A 19,515-nucleotide genomic window follows, 5' to 3' on the forward strand; every position below is an offset into this window, starting at 1 on the left:
TCAGTCCGTCGCCGGTAATGCGTTTCGCGTCTCGATTCCGAGCAGGCCGAGGGCGAAATCGGCGTACTCGGTGGCAATCCGCTCGGGAGTCGCGGGCCCGTCGAGCCGGAACCACTGCGGCAGCGACGTGCACATCGTGGCGATCGCCCGGCCGGCGACACGCGCGTGCGTGGCAGGCAGGTTCGCCTCGGCCAGGGCGGTGTCGATGTCCGCGTCGAGCAGATACTGAATCTCGTTGCGGGATGCGGTGATTCGCCGGCGATTGTCCGGCGTGAGACTGCGCATCTCACTGGCGCCGATGAAGGCCAGCTCGCGGCGATGGGTGTGGAACAGGGCGAGAGCCTCGACCACGCGGGTCAGACGGTCCCGGCCACCGATCGCCCGGCCGCGCGCCGCCCTCGTGCGCCAATGCAATTCGTCCATGGTGAGGTCGAGGGCACGGACGAGAAGTTCCTGTTTGTCTCGGTAGTGGTGATAGACGCCGGGCACGCTCATCCCGGCGCGGTGGGCGATCGACCGCATGGTCGCGCCGTGATATCCGGTCTCGACGAAGGAATCGATCGCGGCAGCAAGGACCGGATCGATGTCCAGCGGCGGGAATTCGCGCCAGGCACGGGCCGATTCGCCCTCCGGTATACCGTCCGTTCGCGGGCGCGGGCGGGCCGGCCGCGGCGCGGGAGATTCGTCGATCAGCCATGCGACCGTGGTGTCGAGCGCCGCGGCCAAGGCACGCAGCCGGGCGATCGAGACGCCGGTCTTGTCGTTCTCGACCGCGCTGAGGGTGGCCGGACTGACGCCGATCCGTTCCGCGGTCGCGCGCAGCGACAGCCCGGCATCGGTTCTCGCCTGCCGCACCCGGCTGCCCACATTGTGTCGATCCTGCTCCGCACCATCCACGTTGTTCAGGATATCTGAACAGTGACGCCGAGCGAATAACACCGAATTGACAGGCTTTATCGTGACATGCGAGTCTGCATGAAAGGTGATCGCCGAGCGATCGTTCGGCGACTGAGATCGAGGAGTGGACGTGGCGATCGAGCTGTCCCTGCCGCCCGAGGTACACGAACTGACCGAACGTACCCGTGACTTCATCCGCGACCGGGTGCTGCCACTCGAGGACGCGCACGACGGCGACATCACCGCGGCGGGCGGCGACACGTTCCGCGAAGAACTGCAGCGGGCCGCGCGCGAGGCGGGTGTCTTCGCGCCGCACGCGCCGGTCGAATACGGCGGCCACGGTCTCGGAATGTCGGACCGCGCCCCCGTCTTCGAGGAGGCCGGCTATTCGCTGTTCGGCCCGACGGCACTGAATATCGCCGCCCCCGACGAGGGCAATGTGCACATGCTCGCGCACATCGCGAACCCCGAGCAGAAGCAGCAGTATCTCGCGCCGCTCGCACACGGCGACGTGCGGTCCGCCTTCGCGATGACCGAACCGGCGCCCGGTGCGGGATCGGATCCGTCGGCGCTGGCCACCCGCGCGGTCCGCGCCGAGGGCGGATGGCGAATCAACGGACGCAAATGGTTCATCACCGGCGCCGACGGCGCGGGCTTCTTCATCATCATGGCCCGCACCTCGGGAGAACCGGGACAGCGCGGCGGCGCGACCATGTTCCTGGCACCGGCCGACACTCCCGGCATCCGGGTCGGACGCCACCTCGATACACTGGATCGCTCGATGGTCGGCGGGCACTGCGAGGTCTTCTTCGAGGACCTGCTGGTTCCGGACGCGGCCGTTCTCGGCGAGGTCGACCGCGGCTTCGAATACGCCCAGGTCCGTCTCGGCCCGGCCCGGATGACGCACGTGATGCGCTGGCTCGGCGCCGCCCGCCGCGGACACGACGTCGCGGTCGCGCACGTCGCTCGGCGCGAGGGTTTCGGCTCCCGGCTCGGCGACCTCGGCATGGTGCAGAAGATGATCGCCGACAGCGAGATCGATATCGCCGCCACCCGCGCCCTGCTGACCCGCGCGTGCTGGGAACTCGACCGCGGCGAGCCGGCCGCCAACGCCACCTCGATCGCGAAAACCTTTGCCGCCGAAGCCATTTTCCGGATCGTCGACCGCAGTATGCAGATGTGTGGCGGCCTCGGCGTGTCCGGCGATCTGCCGCTGGCGCGGCTGTCGCGTGAGGTGCGGCCCTTCCGTATCTACGACGGACCGTCCGAGGTCCATCGGTGGGCGATCGCCAAGCGTGCGGTCGGCGCCGCGAAGCGCGCATTGCGAGAAGCCGAATGAGCCTGCCCGGAATGGATGTCGCCGCGCTCGAGCGGTTCCTGCGGGGGCAGGGCGTCGGCGTGCGCGGGGAGCTGCGCGTGGACCTGATCAGCGGCGGCCGCTCGAATCTGACCTTCGTCGCCTCCGACGAGATGTCGAGATGGGTCGTGCGCCGCCCGCCGGTCGCGGGGCTCACCCCGTCCGCGCACGATATGGCCCGCGAGTTCACGGTGACCCACGCCTTGCGCGAATCTGCTGTGCCCGTGGCGAAGACGGTCGCCTTCGACGCCGACGGCACCGCACTCGGCGCGCCGATGACCGTCGTGGAGTTCGTCGACGGCACCGTGATCCGCGATCAGGACGACCTCGCCGCACTCACCGACCCCCAGATCGACACCGCCGTCGATGAACTGGTCCGGATACTGGCCGAACTGCATGCCGTGGACCCGGTCGCGGTCGGACTCGAAAAGTTCGGTCGCCCGGACGGATTCGTGACCCGGCAGGTGAATCTGTGGGCCTCCCAATGGGAACGGGTGAAGACCCGCGAACTTCCCGACGTCGCCACCCTGCACGCCGCGCTGGCCGAGGCGGTGCCGGACCGGTCGCCGGCCTCGATCGTGCACGGCGACTTCCGCATCGACAACACCATTCTCGATGCGCGCGACCCCGGCCGGGTCCGCGCCGTCGTCGACTGGGAGCTGTCCACCCTCGGCGACCCGCTCACCGATGTGGCGTTGATGTGCGTGTACCGGGCACCGATCTTCGATCTGGTGCTCGGTTGTCCGGCCGCGTGGACCAGCCACCGCATGCCCGGCGCCGACGATCTCGCCCAGGCCTACGCCACCGCCTCGGGCCGCGATCTCGGTGATTGGGGTTTCTACCTCGCATTGGCCAATTTCAAGCTCGGCGTCATCGGAGAGGGCATCACCCACCGCGCGCTGCGGGGCTCGGATGCCGGTTCCGCCGCCGAACGCGCGGCCGAGGCCACACCGGAGTTCATGGCCGCAGGGCTGCGCGCACTGAAAGGAGTCCGGAAGTGACCGGATATCACAAGTCCGCCCTGATCAGCGGGGCGTCCCGCGGCATCGGGCTCGGGATCGCGAACCGGCTTGCCGAACAAGGCTATTCGCTCACCGTCACCGCCCGCGATGCCGCACGCCTCGATGAGGTCGCCGGGCAGCTGCGCTCGGCCGGCGCGGCGGACGTCGTCGCCGTGGCCGCCGACATGTCCGATACCGACGGCGTCGAGCGGGTGGTGGCCGAGCACGCGAACCGGTTCGGCACCCTGTCGGCGCTGATCCTCAACGCGGGCGTCGGCACCGCCGGTCCGCTCGCCGACACCTCCGTGCGGCGCTTCGACAAAACCCTCGCGGTCAATCTGCGTGCGCCGCTGCAACTCATCCAGGGCGCGCTGCCGATGCTGCGCGCCGCCGCGGCGGCCGCACCCGATCGCGGCGCGAAAGTGATTGCGCTGTCGTCGATCACGGGCGTCTACGCCGAAGCCGGACTCGCTGTCTACGGCGCGGCCAAGGCAGCGCTCATCTCGCTGATCGCCACCCTCAACGCCGAGGAATCGGGTAACGGCATCAGCGCCACCACCCTCGCCCCCGGATATGTCGACACCGATATGAGCGCCTGGATCCACGACCGCATCCCGCCGGAGCAGATGCTCGCCGTCGGCGACATCGTCGAAATGGTCGATGCCCTGCTGCGATTGTCGTCGCGGGCGGTGGTTGCGAACATCGTGCTCTCCCGCGCGGGCACCGACGCCTACCGCGCATAGTGACCTCGCTGCCGCCGGATTCCGGTCCGGCGGCAGAATGCGGCATATGCAGCGCTCTTTCGAGGAATTGCTCGACGACGCCGCGGCGGCGCCGGTGGACGGCTGGGGTTTCGAGTGGCTGAACGGGCGGGCCACCGAACAGCGGCCGTCGTGGGGCTATCAGCGGTTGATGAGCGCGCGTCTGGCGACCGCGACGGCGGCGCTCGACCTCGAGACCGGCGGCGGCGAAGTTCTCGCCGAGGCCGACACGTTCCCGCCGACGATGGCGGCGACCGAATCGTGGCCGCCGAACGCCGCCGCGGCGACCGCGCGCTTGCATCCGCGCGGCGCCGTGGTGGTCGCCACCGTCGACGACGCGTCGCTGCCGTTCGCCGACGCAGCCTTCGATCTCGTGACCAGCCGGCATCCGGCCGTGGTCCGGTGGGATGAGATTGCCCGGGTATTGCGGTCCGGCGGCACCTACTTCGCCCAGCACGTGGGACCCGCCAGCGTCTTCGAACTGATCGAATACTTCCTCGGACCGCAGCCCGAGGCCCAGCGCCGACGCCACCACGACGACGAAGCCGCCGCCGCGCGAGACGCGGGGCTGCGGATCACCGATCTGCGCCACGAACGACTGCGGATGGAATTCTTCGATATCGGAGCAGTGGTGTACCTCCTGCGCAAGGTGATCTGGCTCGTCCCCGGATTCACCGTCGAGCGCTATCACGACCGGCTGCGGGAACTGGACGACCGGATCCGGCGGGAGGGGCCGTTCGTCGCGCACTCCTCGCGCACACTGTTCGACGCCGTCAAGCCCTGAACCGGCGGGTACTCACTCCCGCCGGAGAGCGGACACGATGCGGCGATGCAGATGACCTCATTGCCCTTGCCGGGGCGACGCCGCCGTTCGCAAGATCAACGGAAAACCGGCCTTCACGTCGAGAATGCCGCGGCAGATCCCAGCAAACCGCACCGGACGAGCACAGGCGTCAACCCCCGGACAGGGGTTTGCCCGCTTTCACGATCGGGAAATACCTTCGGAGTTTGCTAGGTATTCGCGGGTCTGTCCGCGAGAGGTACAGCGGCGGAACCGATCGGCGGGCGCACACCTGCCGGGTGGTTCCGGATTGCGGACGACGCGAGGAGGACTGCCATGACTTTTCTGGCACTCGGCTTTCTGCGCACGGAGATCTCACGCCTGCACCAGGAATGGGATGCGGCGCAGATCCGTTGTCTGGCAAGACGTCTGGGCTACACGCTCGAGGAAACGGTCGCCTTCGGCAATCGCACCGACAACCCGGTGCAGTTCCTGATCGGCGCGGCGATCACCCGTGATGCCGAAGCGGTGATCGTGCCCAGTCTCGACCACTTCCCGGACGGCATCGTCCCGGCCGAACTCATCGAGGTGACCGATGTGATCACCGTGCGGCCGGAACGTACCTACGCGCGCTGGCCTCTCGGGGAGCCACCCGGCACCGGCGGCGCGAACTGACTCCTCACGCGCGCTTGCGCCGCACCAGCCAGATCGCGGCGACCGCCCCCGCCGCGGTGACGCCGATCGCCGGTAGCGGGATCTGCTTGACGACCTGCGCGGCCCGGTCCGCGTTGTCCTGGGCGGACCGGACACCGCGATGCAGCCGTTCGCGGGTGCGACCGGGCACGTCGAGTTTGTCGCTGAGCGCCTGCACGGTGCGGCCCAGCTCCTCGCGCGTCAGATCGCGGTCGTAACGCAACGCTTCCGGATCGGAAGGGATGTTCATCGCCGAGTCCTCTCCTTGATGACGGCTACGTCTTCCCGGACGTTCGCGGCGGCCTGCTCGGGTATCGGCGGACTCCCCTTGCGGATGCTCGCCCGCCCGAGCAGGCCGAAGACGCCCGCCACCACGGCCAGCGCCGCGGCCACGATCAACGCGGAAGCCCATACGGGCAGCACCAGCGCCAAGGCCGTGATCGCGGCCGCGACCAGGGCGCCGAGGACGGCCAGCCCCAGCACGGCGGCGGCGCCGAGCATCCCCGCCCCTGCTCCCAGCCGCTTGGCCTTGCCCTGCGCCTCGACGACCGCCAGTTTCGCCTCTTCGCGCACCAGCCGGCTCAATTGCTCCGTGGTGGTTCCGACCAATTCGGCCACCGACGCCGTCTCCGGCGCTCGGCCGTTCTCGATATGCGACATCTGACCAACCACTCCTCCGGGCACCGATCGAATCGGGCGAATTCGCTGAGCCCGCGAGCGAACCGCCTCTCCGGTTGTTGCTCGCGATACCCGCGAAATCCGTGGCGACACCTCTTCCGGTGCGTGGGCGCCGGATTTCTCGTGCGGCGGGCGGTTAACTCCTTGCGCCGGAAAGCAATTGCCCGGCCGGAGAGAGCCTCGGGTACCCAGCGGGTAGATTGACAACCGTGACCAATACTTCCGGAGACGCGTATCCCCTCGCCGACGCGATGACCACCTCGGTCAGCGTGCACGACGATGCGACCGTGCTCACGGTGGCCGGCGAGGTCGACCTGGCGACCGCTCCCGCACTGGAGAGTGCGATCGAGGCGACCCTCGGCGGTAAGCCCGCGGCACTGATCATCGACCTGTTGCAGGTGAGTTTCCTGGCCTCGGCCGGCATGGCCGCGCTGGTGGCCGCCCATCAGCGGGCCGGCTCCGCGACGCGCATCGTCCTGGTCGCCGAGGGACCGGCCACCAGCAGACAGCTCAAATTGACCAATCTCGATCAGGTGTTCGCCCTGCATCCCACGCTCGACGCCGCGCTCGCGGCGCTGCACCAGGGCTGAGCGGAGACGGCCGGCAGACCGGGAGCGGACTGCCGGCCACACCGATCAGACCAGCTCGCGCAGCTGTTCGATCAACTTCACCCGTTCTCCCGCGGTCGCGGCCAGCGGCACCACGTTCAGTACCGTGACACCGGCCTCCCGGAACGCCGCCACCCGCTCCGCGACGAAGCCCGCCGAACCGATCAGCGAGATGTCACGCACCAGCTCGTCGGGGACGACCTTGGCGGCCTCGTCCTTCTTACCGGCCAGATACAGCTCCTGAATGCGGTCGGCCTCGGCGCCGTAACCGTACTGCGTGGCCAGCGAGTGGTAGAAGTTCTTGCTCTTGGCGCCCATACCGCCGATGTAGAGCGCCAGATGCGGTTTGACGAACTCCCGCAGCGGCTCCACGTTGTCGCCGATCGCCAGCGCCGGTCCGGCGTAGATGTCGAGGTCGCCGAGTTCCGGATCGCGTTTCGCGGTACCGGCGGCCAGCGCCTCACCCCAGACGTCGCGGGCCTTCTCCGGCAGGAAGAAGATCGGCTGCCAGCCCTCGGCCAGTTCCGCGGCCAACTGCACGTTCTTCGGCCCCAGCGCGGCCAGCAGCACCGGGATGCGGTCGCGGACCGGGTGGTTGATCAGCTTCAGCGGCTTGCCCAGTCCGGTGCCACGTTCGGCGGGCAGCGGGATCGTGTAGTACTTGCCCTGATATTCCAGGCGTTCGCGCCGCCACACCTTGCGGCAGATCTCCACGACCTCGCGCGTGCGACCGATCGGCGCGTCGTAGGGCACGCCGTGGAACCCCTCGATGACCTGCGGTCCCGAGGCGCCCAGGCCGAGGACGTAACGGCCATCGGAGACGTAGTCCAGACCCGCCGCGGTCATCGCGGTCAGCGTGGGCGTGCGGGTGTAGAGCTGCAGAATGCCCGAGGCCAGCTGTACCCGCTCGGTCTTGGCCGCCAGATAGCCCAGTCCGCTCACCGCGTCGTAGGAGTAGGCCTCGGGCACGAAGACGATGTCCAGGCCGGCTCGTTCCAGGTCGGCGACCTCGGCCGCGACCTCCTTGAAGCCCCCCGCATAGTTGATGCCCAACCCGATCCGCATCTTATGCAACTCCGTTCATATGCAACTAGTTGCAGTGAGGTTATCGCACTGCACCACCCGTCACAAACCGCGATCCGCGATCGCGGCCGGGGTGGCCTCGGGTTCCATCCTGCACACCGCCCACGCGCCGTCCGCGACAGGGCGGCGCGGCCCGCTCGATGACCGGCCGCCCGGCCCGGTACGGTTATCGGCGTACCGCACGCCGATTCCTCGAAACGGGAGGCCCCGCAGCATGTCTCAGGACACCGCATCGTCGCCGGACACCACGACGTTCGGAGAGTCGACGATCGGCCGCTACCTGGACGATCTCGCCGCCAAGATCCCCGCCCCCGGCGGCGGTGCGGTCGCGGCGCTGCACGCCGCCCAGGGAGCCGCCCTGGTGGCGATGGTGGCCCGCTACACCACCCGCGCCAAGGATGCCGACAACCGTCCGGTGATCGATCGGATCATCACGGCGGCCGACGCCGCGCGTGAGCGCGCGCTGGCCCTGGCCGACGCCGACGCCACCGCCTTCACCGCGGTCGGGGCGGCCTACAAACTGCCCAAGGACACCGACGAGCAGATCTCGGCGCGCAAGGAGGCCATCGCCTCGGCACTGCTGCAGGCCGCGCGGGTGCCGGCCGCGGTGGTCGCCGAGGCCGACGAGGTGCTCTCGCTGGCCGCGGATCTGCTGCCGATCGGCAATCCGAACGTGGTCACCGACATCGGCGCCGCCGCCGATGCCGCCCGGGCCGCCGCCGCCAGTTCACAGTTGAATATCGCCATCAACGTCGGCTCGCTCGGCGACCACGAGGCCGAGGAGTTCGGGCCCACGCTGCGGCGCATCGAGGAGATCTTCGCCCGCGCGGACGCACTGCACACGGACGTTCTCGCTGCCGTCGTCGGCTGATCGCATTACCACACCCCTCGGCTAAACCTCGTTTGCCACACCGTAACTGTCGTTACGAAGCGAAAACTATTCCGGCGACCATGATCATCCGGAACTAGGATCGAGGTCCTGATACGCAAACCACCTGAGGGGGTGGAGCCATGAGGAACATGATGCGTCATTTGTTCCTGGCGACAGTCATCGCAGTACTGGCCGCAGTCACCACGGGCACCGCGGCAGCGGTGCTGGCCACACCACAGACCACACCCGTGGCCTCGATTTCACCGGGCAACGGCGCCGTCGTCGGAATCGCCCATCCGATCACCGTCCGATTCACCGCACCCGTCACCGATCGCGCCCGCGCCGAACAGTCCGTGCACGTCGGTTCCCAGGCCGGAACGTTCTCCTGGACCGACGACAGGGAACTGGTCTGGAACTCCACCGGATACCTACCGGCCGATGCGCGATTCACCGTGACCGCGGGCAATGCCCGGTCCGAATTCCGGACCGACGGCGGGACCAGCGCCGATGCCGACATGTCCGCGCACACGTTCACCGTGTTCATTCCCGGACAGGCGCCGCGGGTCATGCCCGCCTCGATGGGTAAGCCCGGGCGCGAGACCCCGGTCGGCACCTTCCCCGTGATGGAGAAGGACCGCACCATCATCTTCGACTCGCGCACCATCGGCATTCCGCTCGACGACCCGGAGGGCTACTACCTGACCGGCGAATTCGCCGAACGGCTCACCTCGGGCGGCGTCTTCGTGCATTCGGCGCCGTGGTCGGTCGGCCAGCAGGGTAATTCCAACGTCAGCCACGGCTGCATCAACCTGGCCCCCGCCGACGCCGAGTGGTACTACGACAACGTGAGTGTGGGCGATCCGGTGACCACCCACTGGTGATCAGCGCGTCGCTTCGGCCGCCTCCACCACGTGCCGCATCAGCAGCGCGGTGGTGACCGGTCCGACACCGCCGGGCACCGGACTCAGTGCCGCTGCCCGGCCTTCCACCGAGCCGGCGTCGACATCGCCGACGATGCCACCGTCGGGTCCCTCGTTGGTCCCCACGTCGATGACCACCGCGCCCTCGCGCACGTGATCCCCACCGATCAGTCCGGCTCGCCCGGCCGCCGCGACCACGATATCGGCGGCCGAGGTGACCGCCGGCAGGTCGGTGGTCCGCGAATGACACACCGTCACCGTCGCGTTCTCCGCCAGCAGCAGCTGTGCCAGAGGTTTGCCGACCACGTTCGACCGGCCGACGACCGCGACATGCCGGCCCGATAGCACGGTGTCGTGATGCTTGGCCAGCTCCACCACCGCCTGTGCGGTGGCCGGCGGGAATCCGGGCAGTCCGGCGGCGAGCAGTCCCAGCGACAGCGGGCTGACACCGTCGACGTCCTTGGCCGCGGCGATGGCCGAGCTGACGTCGTTGAGTTCCACACCAGCGGGCAGCGGGGTCTGCAACATCACCGCGTGCACCGCCGGGTCCTCGCTGAGCTTCGCCAGCGCGTCGCGAATCTCCGCGGCACTCGCCTGCGCGCCGAGATCGTTTGTCTCGCAGTCGATTCCGAGGCGTCCGGCCGCGCGCTGCAACGAGTTGACATACCACCCGCTGGCCGGATCGTCGTTGGCCACCACCAGCACCAGGCGGGGGGCGGCCCCGGCTTCGGCCAGTGCGGCGGCGCGGTTCTTCGTCTCGGCGTTGAGGTCGGCGGCGAGTTGTTTGCCGGTCAGCGATAGGGTGTCCACCCGGCCACCCTATCGGGCCGCGCACCAGCGCGGACGGCCGCCGCCACCCGCGCGAATGCCGACTCGAGCGGGAGTAAATCCGGGGCCCTCGCCGATTCGGGTCGTATGGTGGGCACGGCTGTGCCCATGCCCCACCCCACCCACGCGGGATCCCGCTCGCCCGGAAAGGTGTCGACTGCAGTGAACATCGCCAGACGTGTGAAACATCTTCTCATCGCGGCCTCGGCGGCCGCGCTGCTGGCCGGACCGCTCACCACGACGGCCACGGCCGCCGACGGACCGGCTCCGCTGTACAACTCGGCGCAGGAGAACTTCGTCAACGGCAACGACGCGGCCGGTCTGGCCGATCTGCGCTCGCTGCTGGACAGCACCCCCGACGACGCGCAGGCACTGGCCCTGCAGGGCATCTGGTCGGACTACACCGGCGATCTGCTCACCCGCGAAGCCGCGTTCAACCGGCTGGCGACCATCGACCCCGGCATGGCCCAAGGAGCCCGCAACCTCATCGGCGCCATCGGCGCCGCCGTGGGCACCCTGCCCAATCCGCTGCCGGCGCTGGTCGGCCCGCAGACCGGCATCGTGGTGCTCGGCTACGGACTGCTGCCCGACGGCAGTCTGCGCCCCGAACTGGTCAATCGGCTCACCGCCGCGTGGTTGCAGGCGATCGCGGCGCCGATGTCGCCGATCGTGGTGACCGGCGGCAACCCGCAGAACGGCGTGCCGGAGGCGGCCGCGATGGCGGGCTGGCTGATCGGCCACGGCATACCGGCCTCCCGCGTGCTGGTCGAGGACCGCGCCAATTCGACCGTGCAGAACGCGCTGTTCAGCACCCAGATGCTGCGAGACGCCGGCGCGACCAGCGCGGTCGTGGTGACCTCGCCGAACCACATCCGCCGCGCGGTGGCCGATTTCATCGTCGCCGGCACCCGCGTGGTCGGGGCGATGACCTCGCTCGACCAGCTGGTGTCGCAGCTGCCGCCGCCGAGCAAGACCGCTCAACGCGGCATCTATCTCGACGCGACCCGCACCTTCCTGCTGCCGCCGGCCCGCTGACCGGTGCTCGCGCACGAAAAATGGTTGACGCCGTGCCGACAATGATGGGGTGATCGACCCCGAATCCGAAGAATCCGGCATCGACGCGATCGTGGCGGATCTGCGCCGCGCCGGATGCGTCTTCGCCGAGGAGGAGGCGGCCTTGCTCCGGCAGGCCGCCTCCTCACCCGGCGAGCTCTCCGCACTCGTCGCCCGGCGCATCGAGGGCATACCGCTCGAATATCTGGTGGGCTGGGCCGAATTTCGCGGCCTACGGGTGGCGCTCGACCCCGGCGTCTTCGTGCCGCGGCAACGCACCGCGTTCCTGATCGACGAGGCGCTCGAACGCACCGCGGCCCGGCCGGGCGATCGGCGCACCGTGGTCGACATGTGTTGTGGCTCCGGCGCATTGGGCCTGGCGGCGACGACCGCATTGCGCGCCGGTGGGGTGGACGTCGAGCTGGTCGCCGCCGATATCGACACCGTCGCGGTGGCGTGCGCGCGACGCAATCTGGAACCACTGGGCGCGCAGGTGTTCCAGGGCGACCTGTTCGCCGCCCTGCCCGGCGAACTGATCGGACGCGTGGATCTGCTCCTGGCCAACACCCCGTATGTGCCGACGGCGATGATCGCCCGGATGCCGCCGGAAGCCCGCGACCACGAACCCCGCACCGCCCTCGACGGCGGCGAGGACGGACTCGACGTGCTGCGCCGCGTCGCCGATGCCGCCGGGCGGTGGCTGACGGCCGGCGGCTGGATGCTGGTCGAGATCGGCACCGCCCAGATCGACACCGCGACCGCGATCGTCGCGGCAGCGGGGCTGGGGCCCGCGATCGCGGAATCGCCCGACTGCGGCGCGACCGTGGTGTGCGGAACCAGGACACACGCCGGCTGAACGGCGGGAGCTAGCTGCCGATGCCGCGACGGAGATCGTCGGCCGTGCGCAACAGCGCCCGCACCCCCGCCAGATCCGCCTCGAGCGCACCGAGATCCGGTCGGGTTGCCGCCGTGGCATAGTCGGCGACACCCGCCTCCACCGCCGCGACCGCGCGTTCGGCCTGTGCCCGCTGCGCGGTCCGCGCGTCGGGATGCAGCATCGAGATCGCGACCAGGTGGTCGTCGAGAGCCAGTGCCGACTGCTCCAGATCGGCCCGGAGGGTCACCGTTGCCGCCGTGTCGTACGCGGTCACCGCGCGCAACGCCGTCATCGCATCGCGCAGGCGTCGATGCAAGCGGGCCTCGGGGTCGTGTGAGCGCGCCCACGCGGACGGGGCGCGGGTGGCCGTGCCCGGCACCACCTGGTTCTCGGCGGCGATGCGGCGACGCTGATGCGCCAGGGCCACCGCGCCGGCCGCGACCGCCCCGCCCACGATCACCAGGACGGCCAGCAGGAGCAGTAGCAGCACGAACATGTCAGCTCCCGTGGTGAACGACGGTGGTGTGGCCGGTGCTGTGATGGTGGGTTCCGCCGCCGTGCCACATCGAGAAGGCGACGACCGCGCCGATGATCAGCAGCGTCACGACCGTGACGAAGGCGGCGAGTTTGACCTTGCTCCACGGTCGCTGCCCGACGACCTCACCGGTCAGGCCGTTGATGTAGACCCGGAACGGGGTGTTCGCGTAGACCACGGTCAGCAGCCAGATCGGCAGCAGAATGTGCTTGTACGCCAGCGAATTCCAGCTCGACCGCAGATCGTGGACGCGCTGGCGGTCGCCGCCGATGTCCGCGCGCACGGTCTGCTCGATGACCTTCTCCATCCGGGCACGGGCGACCGGGAACATCTGGTCGGCGTCGCGATCGTAGGTGCGGGCCAGATGTCCGGCGACGTACTCCGGCGAATAGCCGGTGGCCTCCGCGACCGGCCAGGGTTCGAGTTCGGCCACGCGTGCGCTGTCATCGATGTCGTTGGCGAGGATCGGCAGATCGTCGAACCGGTTGCCGACCTCCCCCATCGCCGGAAACCAGCGAATTTCGGTGCGGCTCTTCAGCTCTCCGTCGTCCCAATAGCGTTCGGTGTACTCCTCGCCGCGTTCACCGCGATACCACGTGTGCACGTCGGCGTCGTAGGTGAAATAGGCATGGTAGACGCTGGCCAGCGAACCGAGCCGCTTGTACTTCTTGAACGCGGTCGGGGCGAACCACCGTCCGGAGACCCACTTCTCGACGCGTTCACGCGCGGCCTTCTCGTCGATGCGGAACGGGACGACACCGTCCACCGGCAACCGGGCGGGAGCGTTGTGCACGTCGTCGCGCTGGATCGGCGTGGCACAGTAGGGGCAGCGGGTCGCGGTCAGGCTGCCGACGAACGTGGTTGTGCCACCGCAATTCTGGCACTTCACCTCTCGTTCCCCGGTGACCTCCGGCCCGGTGGTCACGGCCTGCAGCGCACGCAACTCCCCCATCGCCTGCCGCAGATCCCGCGCGACGACCGGCGCCCGCGGCGCCGACAGCGGCGAGTAGTTTCCGCAACTGGGACACCGCAACTGCTGCGAGGCGATATCGAACACCAGCTGGCCGCCGCAGGCCGCACAGGGGTAGGTACGCGTCAGTTCGGTCCGGTGCAGCATGGCCGGAGCTCCCGAACCCTGCGGGGCTGGCGGCGGGCCGAGCGGCGGCGTGCCGTCCTGCAAGCGGTAACCGCCCGGCATGGGCGGCGACATCGGTGCCGGGGTCATACTCCCCGGCTCGCGATAACCACCCGGCGCAGAGGACCGCGGCGGAGGCGGCGTCATCCCCTCCGCCGCGCGATAGCCATCCGGCGCGGGCGGCCGCAACGGAGGCGGCGTCACACCCTCCGCCTGGTGATAACCATCCAGCGCGGGCGGCCGCAACGGAGGCGGGGTCATTCCCGCGGAGTCGCCATGGCTGCCCAGGAGCGGTGGCCGCACCGGAGACGAGTTCGGTTGTGGGCGTGGGTCGTTCATCGGTCCCCCGGGTTCGGCTGGTGTGCGGCTAGCCGGCGGGAGGCGGCGGGGGCGGGGTGCCGGGCAGCGGCGGCGGACCGCCGAACAACGACTGCAGCGCGGGGACGGTCGAGGCCGCGGCCCACGCGGACATGCCGGTGGTCCAGACGTTCGTCTGCGGGGTGAGGCGTCCGGCGGCGACGAACTGGCGCAGCTGGTCGACCGGGAAGGGACCCGCCGCCTGCCCGTCGAGGTCGATGTGGAACTGCTGCTGTACCGGAAGCGGCGGCGGCTGCCCGTAGCCCGGCTGGGCGTAGCCTGCGGCGGGCTGGGCGAAGGCGCCCTGCATCGCGCCCGCCATCTGCCCGCCCAGGGCCACGCCCATTCCGGCCTGCATCGCCGCGCCCATCGCACCGCCGCCGGGATTCTGCGCGGCGGCGAGCATCGCGTCGGCCGCCTGCACCTGCTGGTACCGGTTCGGATCGCGGACGTTGTCGGCGAATCCGCTTGCCTCGACACCGCGGGCCACGCCGCGGGTCATCGCCTGCTGGATCTCCTCCGGCAGCGAGATGGTCATGGTGACCGCGTCGACGCCCAGTCCGAACGACGCCACCCGCTGCGCCACGAATTCGCGCAGCTTGTCGGACAATTCGACCTGGCGGCCCTGCAGATCGATCGCGCCGAGACCGGTCGCGAGCACCATATCCGAGAACGCGAGCGCGACGGTGCGCCGCAGCAGATCGGTGATCTGCTCCATGTCGACGACGCTCTCGGTGCCGATCACCTGACGCAGGAAGACGGCCGGGTCGACCACCTTCACGATGGTGGTGCCGTTGGCGCGGACCTGCACCATGCGGAAGTCGGGATCGCGGACCGTCACCGGTTGCGGTGTGCCCCAGCGGAAATCGGTGACCGGGCGGGTGTTGACGAAATACACCTCCGACCGGAACGGGCTGTTGAACCCATGTTTCCACCCCTGCAGAGTGGACATGATCGGCATGTTCTCCGTGGTCAGGGCGTAATGGCCGGGCTCGTAGCGGTCGGCGAGCTGCCCCCGGTAGACGAAGACGGCCTGCTGACCCTCGCGCACGATCAGTTCGGCGCCGTTCTTGATCTCGTTGTCGTAGCGCGGGAATCGCCACGCCAGCGTGGAATTCGTATCGTCGAGCCATTCGATGATGTCGACGAATTCACCGCGGATCTTGTCCATCAGGCCCATGCGTACTTCCGTCCTCCCTCGGCGCATTCCGCCGCGCAGAGTATGGCACAAACAGGTTCGCCGCGGCCGCTAGCATGAGGCGTTGTGGAGCAGCGATACGTGCGCAGGTCGGGACGGGTGATCCTCGCTGACGCCGACGACCGGATTCTGCTCATCGCCTATCGCGGCACGCTGGATCCGCTGTACTGGATCACCCCCGGCGGCGGGATCGACGCGGCCGAGTCGCCGGCGGAGGCCGCGGCGCGGGAATTGGGCGAGGAGACCGGATTACGGGTCACCGCAGCGGATCTCGGACCGCAGGTCGCGGTAGCGGCCGGGCATCTGGAGATTCCCGGATGGCTGTCGGGCATCTTCCGTGAGGACTATTTCTTCTACCGGCTGCCCACCGGCGGCGCCGACCTGGACACGAGTGGCCTGCTGAGCTACGAGAGCACGGCCATCGACGAATTCCGGTGGTGGAGTGTCGATGAGCTCGCGAGCACCGATCAGGAGGTGTACCCGCTCGGTCTCGCCGGGCTCCTCGGCGATCTGCTGGCGGGGCGGATTCCACCCGAACCGGTCACGCTCCCGTGGCGCGACCGGCCCGGCGAAACCTCGTGAACCGGCCGCGGATCAGGACTTGCGACCGGTGAATTCGTCCATCGAGTGGTAGACGCCCACCTTGTTCAGGTAGTAATCGCGCACCTTCAACGGCAGCAGACCGGAGATGGCGCGGTTGAGCCGGGAGGTCCACGGCAGCACGACCAGCGCCGCACCGTTCTTCATCTCCCGCCACGCGGTGTCGACGACCTCTTCCTGCTCCAGGATCGGCGTGAACCAGAAACCCTTGGCGCCGTCGAACATTCCGGTGTTGATGTAGGTCGGGCACACCGTGGTGACCTTCACGTGCTCGTTGCCGGACTGCTCGAGTTCCAGGCGCACCGAATCCGACCAGCCCAGCGCCGCCCACTTGGACGCGGCGTAGACGCTCATGCGCGGATTGGCCACCAGCGCCGCCGAGGAGGCGATGTTCAGCACTCGCGCCGGAGTCTTGCGGTTCACCATCGCGGGCAGGAATTCCAGCGCGATGTACATGGGCGCCAGTGAATTGATCGCCATCGTCTTGTCGATGTCGGCGCGGTTCTCGGTTTCCCAGAAGTAGCCGTTGCCGCGCACGATTCCGGCGTTGTTGACCAGCACGTCGATATCGCCGACCTCCGAGCGCACCGCGGCGCCGGCCTCGATGATCGACTGCTGGTCGGAGACGTCGACCACGTAGTGGTGCACCCGGCTCACCGATCCGGAGGACAGTTCGGCCGCGGTCTGCTTCAGCGCGATCTCGTTGACATCCCACAGCACCACGTCGGCGGCCTGTTCGCGCACCGCCCGCTGGGCGAAGGATTTGCCCAGGCCCATCGCCGCGCCGGTGATCAGTACTCGCTTGCCCGCGACCGTATCCATATTCGTTCCCTTTCCCGATGTGCCCGAGCGGGCGAGATCATTTCTGCCGCAACGCCTTCATCACGCCGAAGTAGAGCGTCATGGTCTTCGCCCACAGCGCTTCCGACATGCCCGGCAGCGGCGCGATCGGCAGTGCGCGCTGGACCGCGATGGTCTGGGTGTCGACGTATTTGAGCAGCCCCTCCGGCCCGTGGCGGCGGCCGCTGCCGGAGATGCCGAGCCCGCCCGAGGGGGCCGCGACACTGCCCCACGCGGCGATGAAGCCCTCGTTCACGTTCACCGATCCGGCGTGGATGCGGGCGGCGATCTCGCGAGCGCGTCCCGTATCGCGGCTCCACACACTGGCGTTGAGACCGTAGGCGGTGTCGTTGGCCTGGTCGACGGCCTCGTCGTCACTGTGGACGCGGTAGATCGAGACGACCGGGCCGAAGGTCTCCTCGCGGTAGACGGTCATCCCCGGACGCACCCCGGCCAGCACGGTCGGCTCGTAGAAGTACGGGCCGAGGTCCGGCCGCGCGCGACCGCCGGCCAGTACGGTCGCCCCCTTGGCGACGGCGTCCTCGACGTGTTCGATGACCGTGTTCAGCTGGCGCGGGAAGGTCAGCGAACCCATCTCGTAGGAGTAGTCGAGCGCCGAACCGAGCCGCAAAGCTTGTGTGGCGGAGGTGAATTCGCTGACGAACCGATCGTAGACGCGGTCGTGCACATAGATGCGCTCGATGGATTCGCACAGTTGCCCGGCCGAGGCGAAACAGGCGCGCACCGCGATCTTGGCGGCCGCGCTCACGTCGGCGTCGGCGAGCACCAGCAGCGGATTCTTGCCGCCCAGTTCGAGCGAGTAGCCGATCAGCCGCTCCCCCGCCTGCCGGGCGATGGTGCGGCCGGTGGCGCTGGAACCGGTGTAGTCGACGTAGTCGGCGCGCGCGATCACCTCACCGCCGATCACCGAGCCACGGCCCAGCACCGCCTGCCAGAGCCCCGTGGGCAGGCCCGCGCGTTCGGCGGCGTCGATCGCCCACAGGGCGGTGAGCGCGGTCTGATTGTCCGGTCGCGCGACGACCGCGTTACCGGCCATCAGCGCGGGCAGCGCGTCGGAAACGGCCAGCGCCAAGGGGTAGTTCCACGGCGAGATCACCGCGACCACACCCTTGGGCCGGTTGCGGACCTCGACCTTGGTGAGCACCGGCAGCACACCGCGAGGGGTGCGCGAGGCGAGCAGCCGTTCGGCCGCGGCGGCGTAGTAGCGGGCGTTGACCGCCACATCCCCGACCTCGTCGAAGGCGTGCACGCGGGACTTGCCGGCCTCGGTCTGGACGATGTCGAGGATGGTGTCCTGTTCGGCCAGGACCAGGTCGTGGAAGCGGCGCAGCACCGCCACGCGTTCGCGCACGGGAACCCGCGCCCACTGCTGCTGAGCGCTGCGGGCGGCCGCGAAGGCGGACTCGATATCGGCGGTGGACGACTGCGGCAGATCGGCGATCTTCGCGCCGGTGGCCGGGGCGAGGACCGCCACCGAGGGAGCGCCACCCGCGGTGGCGTGCGCGAGCAGGCGGTCCACCAGCTCCTGCGGCAAGGCCGGAGCAGCGGCGAGGTCTGGGGCGGTCGTCATTGTCGGCCCTCTCGGTCGGCAGGCGCCAACAATTTGTTGAACACCAGTGTTAGATTAACACTGGTGTTAGATTAATAGGGCGATGCCGGGCCATGTCAAGTCCGCACCACCGATCAGGGAGGTACCACGGATGCTGCAGGACGGGGTGGTCACCACTCACAACGGCGCCGCTCGCCGGGGCCGGCCGCCGCAGACACCCGCACAGGCCGACGAGGTGCGCTCCCGCATCGTCGCCGCCACCGCCGCGGTGTTCACCGAATCCGGTTCGCGCGGACTGAGTGTCGCGCGCATCATCGAACAGGCCGGGATCTCGCGGCCCACCTTCTACCGCTATTTCGCCAATGCCACGGCCCCGCTCGACGTCGTCCTCACGCAGTCCAACGAGGGCCTGGTGGGCGGGATCCGCCGCGCGCTGGAGGAGTCCGAGGAGCCGGTGGCACTCGGTATCGGCATCATCGACGCCTACCTGGACTGGGCCCGGGGGCACGGGCCGATGCTGCGCCCGGTGTTCGCGGAACTGCACGATCCGGCCTCACCGGTCTCGGCGTACCGGGAGCAGGCTTTCGACGATATCCGCGCGCTGGTGCGGGAGAAGTTCGCCGTGCTGGGCCGGCGGTTGCCCGCACCGCTGGACCTCGACACCGCCCTGCAGGTCTGCGCATTCGTGGTCTACCAGGTGTCGCTGGCCACCGCACCGGGTGCGGACCCGGATCCCGAGGCGGTCGCCGAGGCCCGGCTGACGATGATCCGCACGGTGCTGGTCACCCTCGGCCGACGCGAGGATGTCGAACTCGCCCTGACGATTCCGGGCATCTTTCTGCCCGTACAAGGCTGAACTCCCGCGAAAACGC

Annotated in this window: 22 protein-coding genes; 12 read left to right on the plus strand and 10 right to left on the minus strand. The window is 69.2% G+C overall.

Annotated elements, in window-relative coordinates:
• Positions 1–897, minus strand: a complete 897-nt coding sequence (locus tag NMI01S_RS14025; protein ID WP_062997289.1) for a TetR-type transcription factor C-terminal domain-containing protein — start codon at positions 895–897, stop codon at positions 1–3.
• A gap of 130 nt (positions 898–1,027) precedes the next feature.
• On the opposite strand from NMI01S_RS14025, the gene NMI01S_RS14030 reads away from it, so the two are divergent.
• The 5 genes from NMI01S_RS14030 (at position 1,028) to NMI01S_RS14050 (ending at position 5,472) form a co-directional block, all read left to right on the plus strand.
• Positions 1,028–2,236 (plus strand): acyl-CoA dehydrogenase family protein, encoded by a 1,209-nt coding sequence (locus tag NMI01S_RS14030; protein ID WP_062997514.1) that lies wholly within the window; start codon positions 1,028–1,030, stop codon positions 2,234–2,236.
• Entirely contained in the window at positions 2,233–3,255 is a 1,023-nt protein-coding gene (locus NMI01S_RS14035; protein WP_062997291.1) for a phosphotransferase family protein, read from the plus strand. The genes NMI01S_RS14030 and NMI01S_RS14035 overlap by 4 nt, the downstream gene beginning before the upstream one ends.
• Positions 3,252–3,998: an SDR family NAD(P)-dependent oxidoreductase gene (locus tag NMI01S_RS14040; protein ID WP_062997293.1), complete on the plus strand. Its 747-nt coding sequence runs from the start codon at positions 3,252–3,254 to the stop codon at positions 3,996–3,998. The genes NMI01S_RS14035 and NMI01S_RS14040 overlap by 4 nt, the downstream gene beginning before the upstream one ends.
• A 46-nt stretch (positions 3,999–4,044) precedes the next feature.
• Positions 4,045–4,800: a methyltransferase domain-containing protein gene (locus tag NMI01S_RS14045; RefSeq protein ID WP_062997295.1), complete on the plus strand. Its 756-nt coding sequence runs from the start codon at positions 4,045–4,047 to the stop codon at positions 4,798–4,800.
• A gap of 333 nt (positions 4,801–5,133) precedes the next feature.
• Entirely contained in the window at positions 5,134–5,472 is a 339-nt protein-coding gene (locus NMI01S_RS14050) for a hypothetical protein (RefSeq protein WP_062997297.1), read from the plus strand.
• A gap of 4 nt (positions 5,473–5,476) precedes the next feature.
• Here NMI01S_RS14050 and NMI01S_RS14055 read toward each other — a convergent pair whose 3' ends face one another.
• A complete protein-coding gene (locus tag NMI01S_RS14055) occupies positions 5,477–5,740 on the minus strand; it encodes a DUF3618 domain-containing protein (RefSeq protein WP_062997299.1) in 264 nt (87 codons plus the stop codon).
• A complete protein-coding gene (locus NMI01S_RS14060; protein WP_062997301.1) occupies positions 5,737–6,150 on the minus strand; it encodes a phage holin family protein in 414 nt (137 codons plus the stop codon). The genes NMI01S_RS14055 and NMI01S_RS14060 overlap by 4 nt, the downstream gene beginning before the upstream one ends.
• Before the next feature lie 269 nt (positions 6,151–6,419).
• On the opposite strand from NMI01S_RS14060, the gene NMI01S_RS14065 reads away from it, so the two are divergent.
• Positions 6,420–6,758, plus strand: a complete 339-nt coding sequence (locus NMI01S_RS14065; protein ID WP_036501953.1) for an STAS domain-containing protein — start codon at positions 6,420–6,422, stop codon at positions 6,756–6,758.
• A 45-nt stretch (positions 6,759–6,803) separates the two neighbouring features.
• Here the strand turns inward: NMI01S_RS14065 and NMI01S_RS14070 are convergent, their stop codons facing one another.
• Positions 6,804–7,841 carry an LLM class F420-dependent oxidoreductase gene (locus tag NMI01S_RS14070; protein WP_062997303.1) on the minus strand — a complete coding sequence of 346 codons (1,038 nt, stop codon included), beginning with the start codon at positions 7,839–7,841 and terminating at the stop codon, positions 6,804–6,806.
• A gap of 232 nt (positions 7,842–8,073) precedes the next feature.
• On the opposite strand from NMI01S_RS14070, the gene NMI01S_RS14075 reads away from it, so the two are divergent.
• Positions 8,074–8,730: a cyclodeaminase/cyclohydrolase family protein gene (locus NMI01S_RS14075; RefSeq protein WP_062997305.1), complete on the plus strand. Its 657-nt coding sequence runs from the start codon at positions 8,074–8,076 to the stop codon at positions 8,728–8,730.
• 140 nt (positions 8,731–8,870) lie between these two features.
• Positions 8,871–9,611, plus strand: a complete 741-nt coding sequence (locus tag NMI01S_RS14080; RefSeq protein WP_062997307.1) for a L,D-transpeptidase — start codon at positions 8,871–8,873, stop codon at positions 9,609–9,611.
• On the opposite strand, the gene NMI01S_RS14085 is transcribed toward NMI01S_RS14080, so the two are convergent.
• Positions 9,612–10,460 carry a bifunctional 5,10-methylenetetrahydrofolate dehydrogenase/5,10-methenyltetrahydrofolate cyclohydrolase gene (locus tag NMI01S_RS14085; RefSeq protein WP_062997309.1) on the minus strand — a complete coding sequence of 283 codons (849 nt, stop codon included), beginning with the start codon at positions 10,458–10,460 and terminating at the stop codon, positions 9,612–9,614.
• A 180-nt stretch (positions 10,461–10,640) separates the two neighbouring features.
• Between NMI01S_RS14085 and NMI01S_RS14090 the strand changes: the two genes are divergently transcribed.
• Positions 10,641–11,513, plus strand: coding sequence for a YdcF family protein (locus NMI01S_RS14090; protein WP_062997311.1), 873 nt, complete (start codon positions 10,641–10,643; stop codon positions 11,511–11,513).
• 49 nt (positions 11,514–11,562) lie between these two features.
• Positions 11,563–12,387 (plus strand): putative protein N(5)-glutamine methyltransferase, encoded by an 825-nt coding sequence (locus NMI01S_RS14095; RefSeq protein WP_245716858.1) that lies wholly within the window; start codon positions 11,563–11,565, stop codon positions 12,385–12,387.
• A gap of 10 nt (positions 12,388–12,397) precedes the next feature.
• On the opposite strand, the gene NMI01S_RS14100 is transcribed toward NMI01S_RS14095, so the two are convergent.
• The 3 genes from NMI01S_RS14100 to NMI01S_RS14110 form a co-directional block, all read right to left on the minus strand.
• Positions 12,398–12,904 carry a hypothetical protein gene (locus NMI01S_RS14100; RefSeq protein ID WP_062997313.1) on the minus strand — a complete coding sequence of 169 codons (507 nt, stop codon included), beginning with the start codon at positions 12,902–12,904 and terminating at the stop codon, positions 12,398–12,400.
• 1 nt (position 12,905) lies between these two features.
• On the minus strand, positions 12,906–14,168 hold the full coding sequence (locus NMI01S_RS14105; protein WP_063920733.1) for a TFIIB-type zinc ribbon-containing protein: 1,263 nt from the start codon (positions 14,166–14,168) through the stop codon (positions 12,906–12,908).
• A gap of 277 nt (positions 14,169–14,445) precedes the next feature.
• The gene (locus NMI01S_RS14110; RefSeq protein ID WP_062997315.1) at positions 14,446–15,615 is read right to left on the minus strand and encodes an SPFH domain-containing protein; all 1,170 of its coding nucleotides are present in this window, start codon (positions 15,613–15,615) and stop codon (positions 14,446–14,448) included.
• A gap of 84 nt (positions 15,616–15,699) precedes the next feature.
• Here NMI01S_RS14110 and NMI01S_RS14115 point away from each other — a divergent pair, with 84 nt between their 5' ends.
• Positions 15,700–16,215, plus strand: a complete 516-nt coding sequence (locus tag NMI01S_RS14115) for an NUDIX domain-containing protein (protein WP_062997317.1) — start codon at positions 15,700–15,702, stop codon at positions 16,213–16,215.
• A gap of 12 nt (positions 16,216–16,227) precedes the next feature.
• Here the strand turns inward: NMI01S_RS14115 and NMI01S_RS14120 are convergent, their stop codons facing one another.
• Positions 16,228–17,055 (minus strand): SDR family NAD(P)-dependent oxidoreductase, encoded by an 828-nt coding sequence (locus NMI01S_RS14120; protein WP_062997319.1) that lies wholly within the window; start codon positions 17,053–17,055, stop codon positions 16,228–16,230.
• Between the two features lie 37 nt (positions 17,056–17,092).
• Positions 17,093–18,664, minus strand: a complete 1,572-nt coding sequence (locus NMI01S_RS14125) for a succinic semialdehyde dehydrogenase (protein ID WP_062997321.1) — start codon at positions 18,662–18,664, stop codon at positions 17,093–17,095.
• A 130-nt stretch (positions 18,665–18,794) separates the two neighbouring features.
• Here NMI01S_RS14125 and NMI01S_RS14130 point away from each other — a divergent pair, with 130 nt between their 5' ends.
• Positions 18,795–19,499 carry a TetR/AcrR family transcriptional regulator gene (locus NMI01S_RS14130; RefSeq protein ID WP_062997323.1) on the plus strand — a complete coding sequence of 235 codons (705 nt, stop codon included), beginning with the start codon at positions 18,795–18,797 and terminating at the stop codon, positions 19,497–19,499.
• Positions 19,500–19,515 lie beyond the last annotated feature (16 nt).

The organism is Nocardia mikamii NBRC 108933, from assembly GCF_001613505.1.
Taxonomy (GTDB): domain Bacteria; phylum Actinomycetota; class Actinomycetes; order Mycobacteriales; family Mycobacteriaceae; genus Nocardia; species Nocardia mikamii.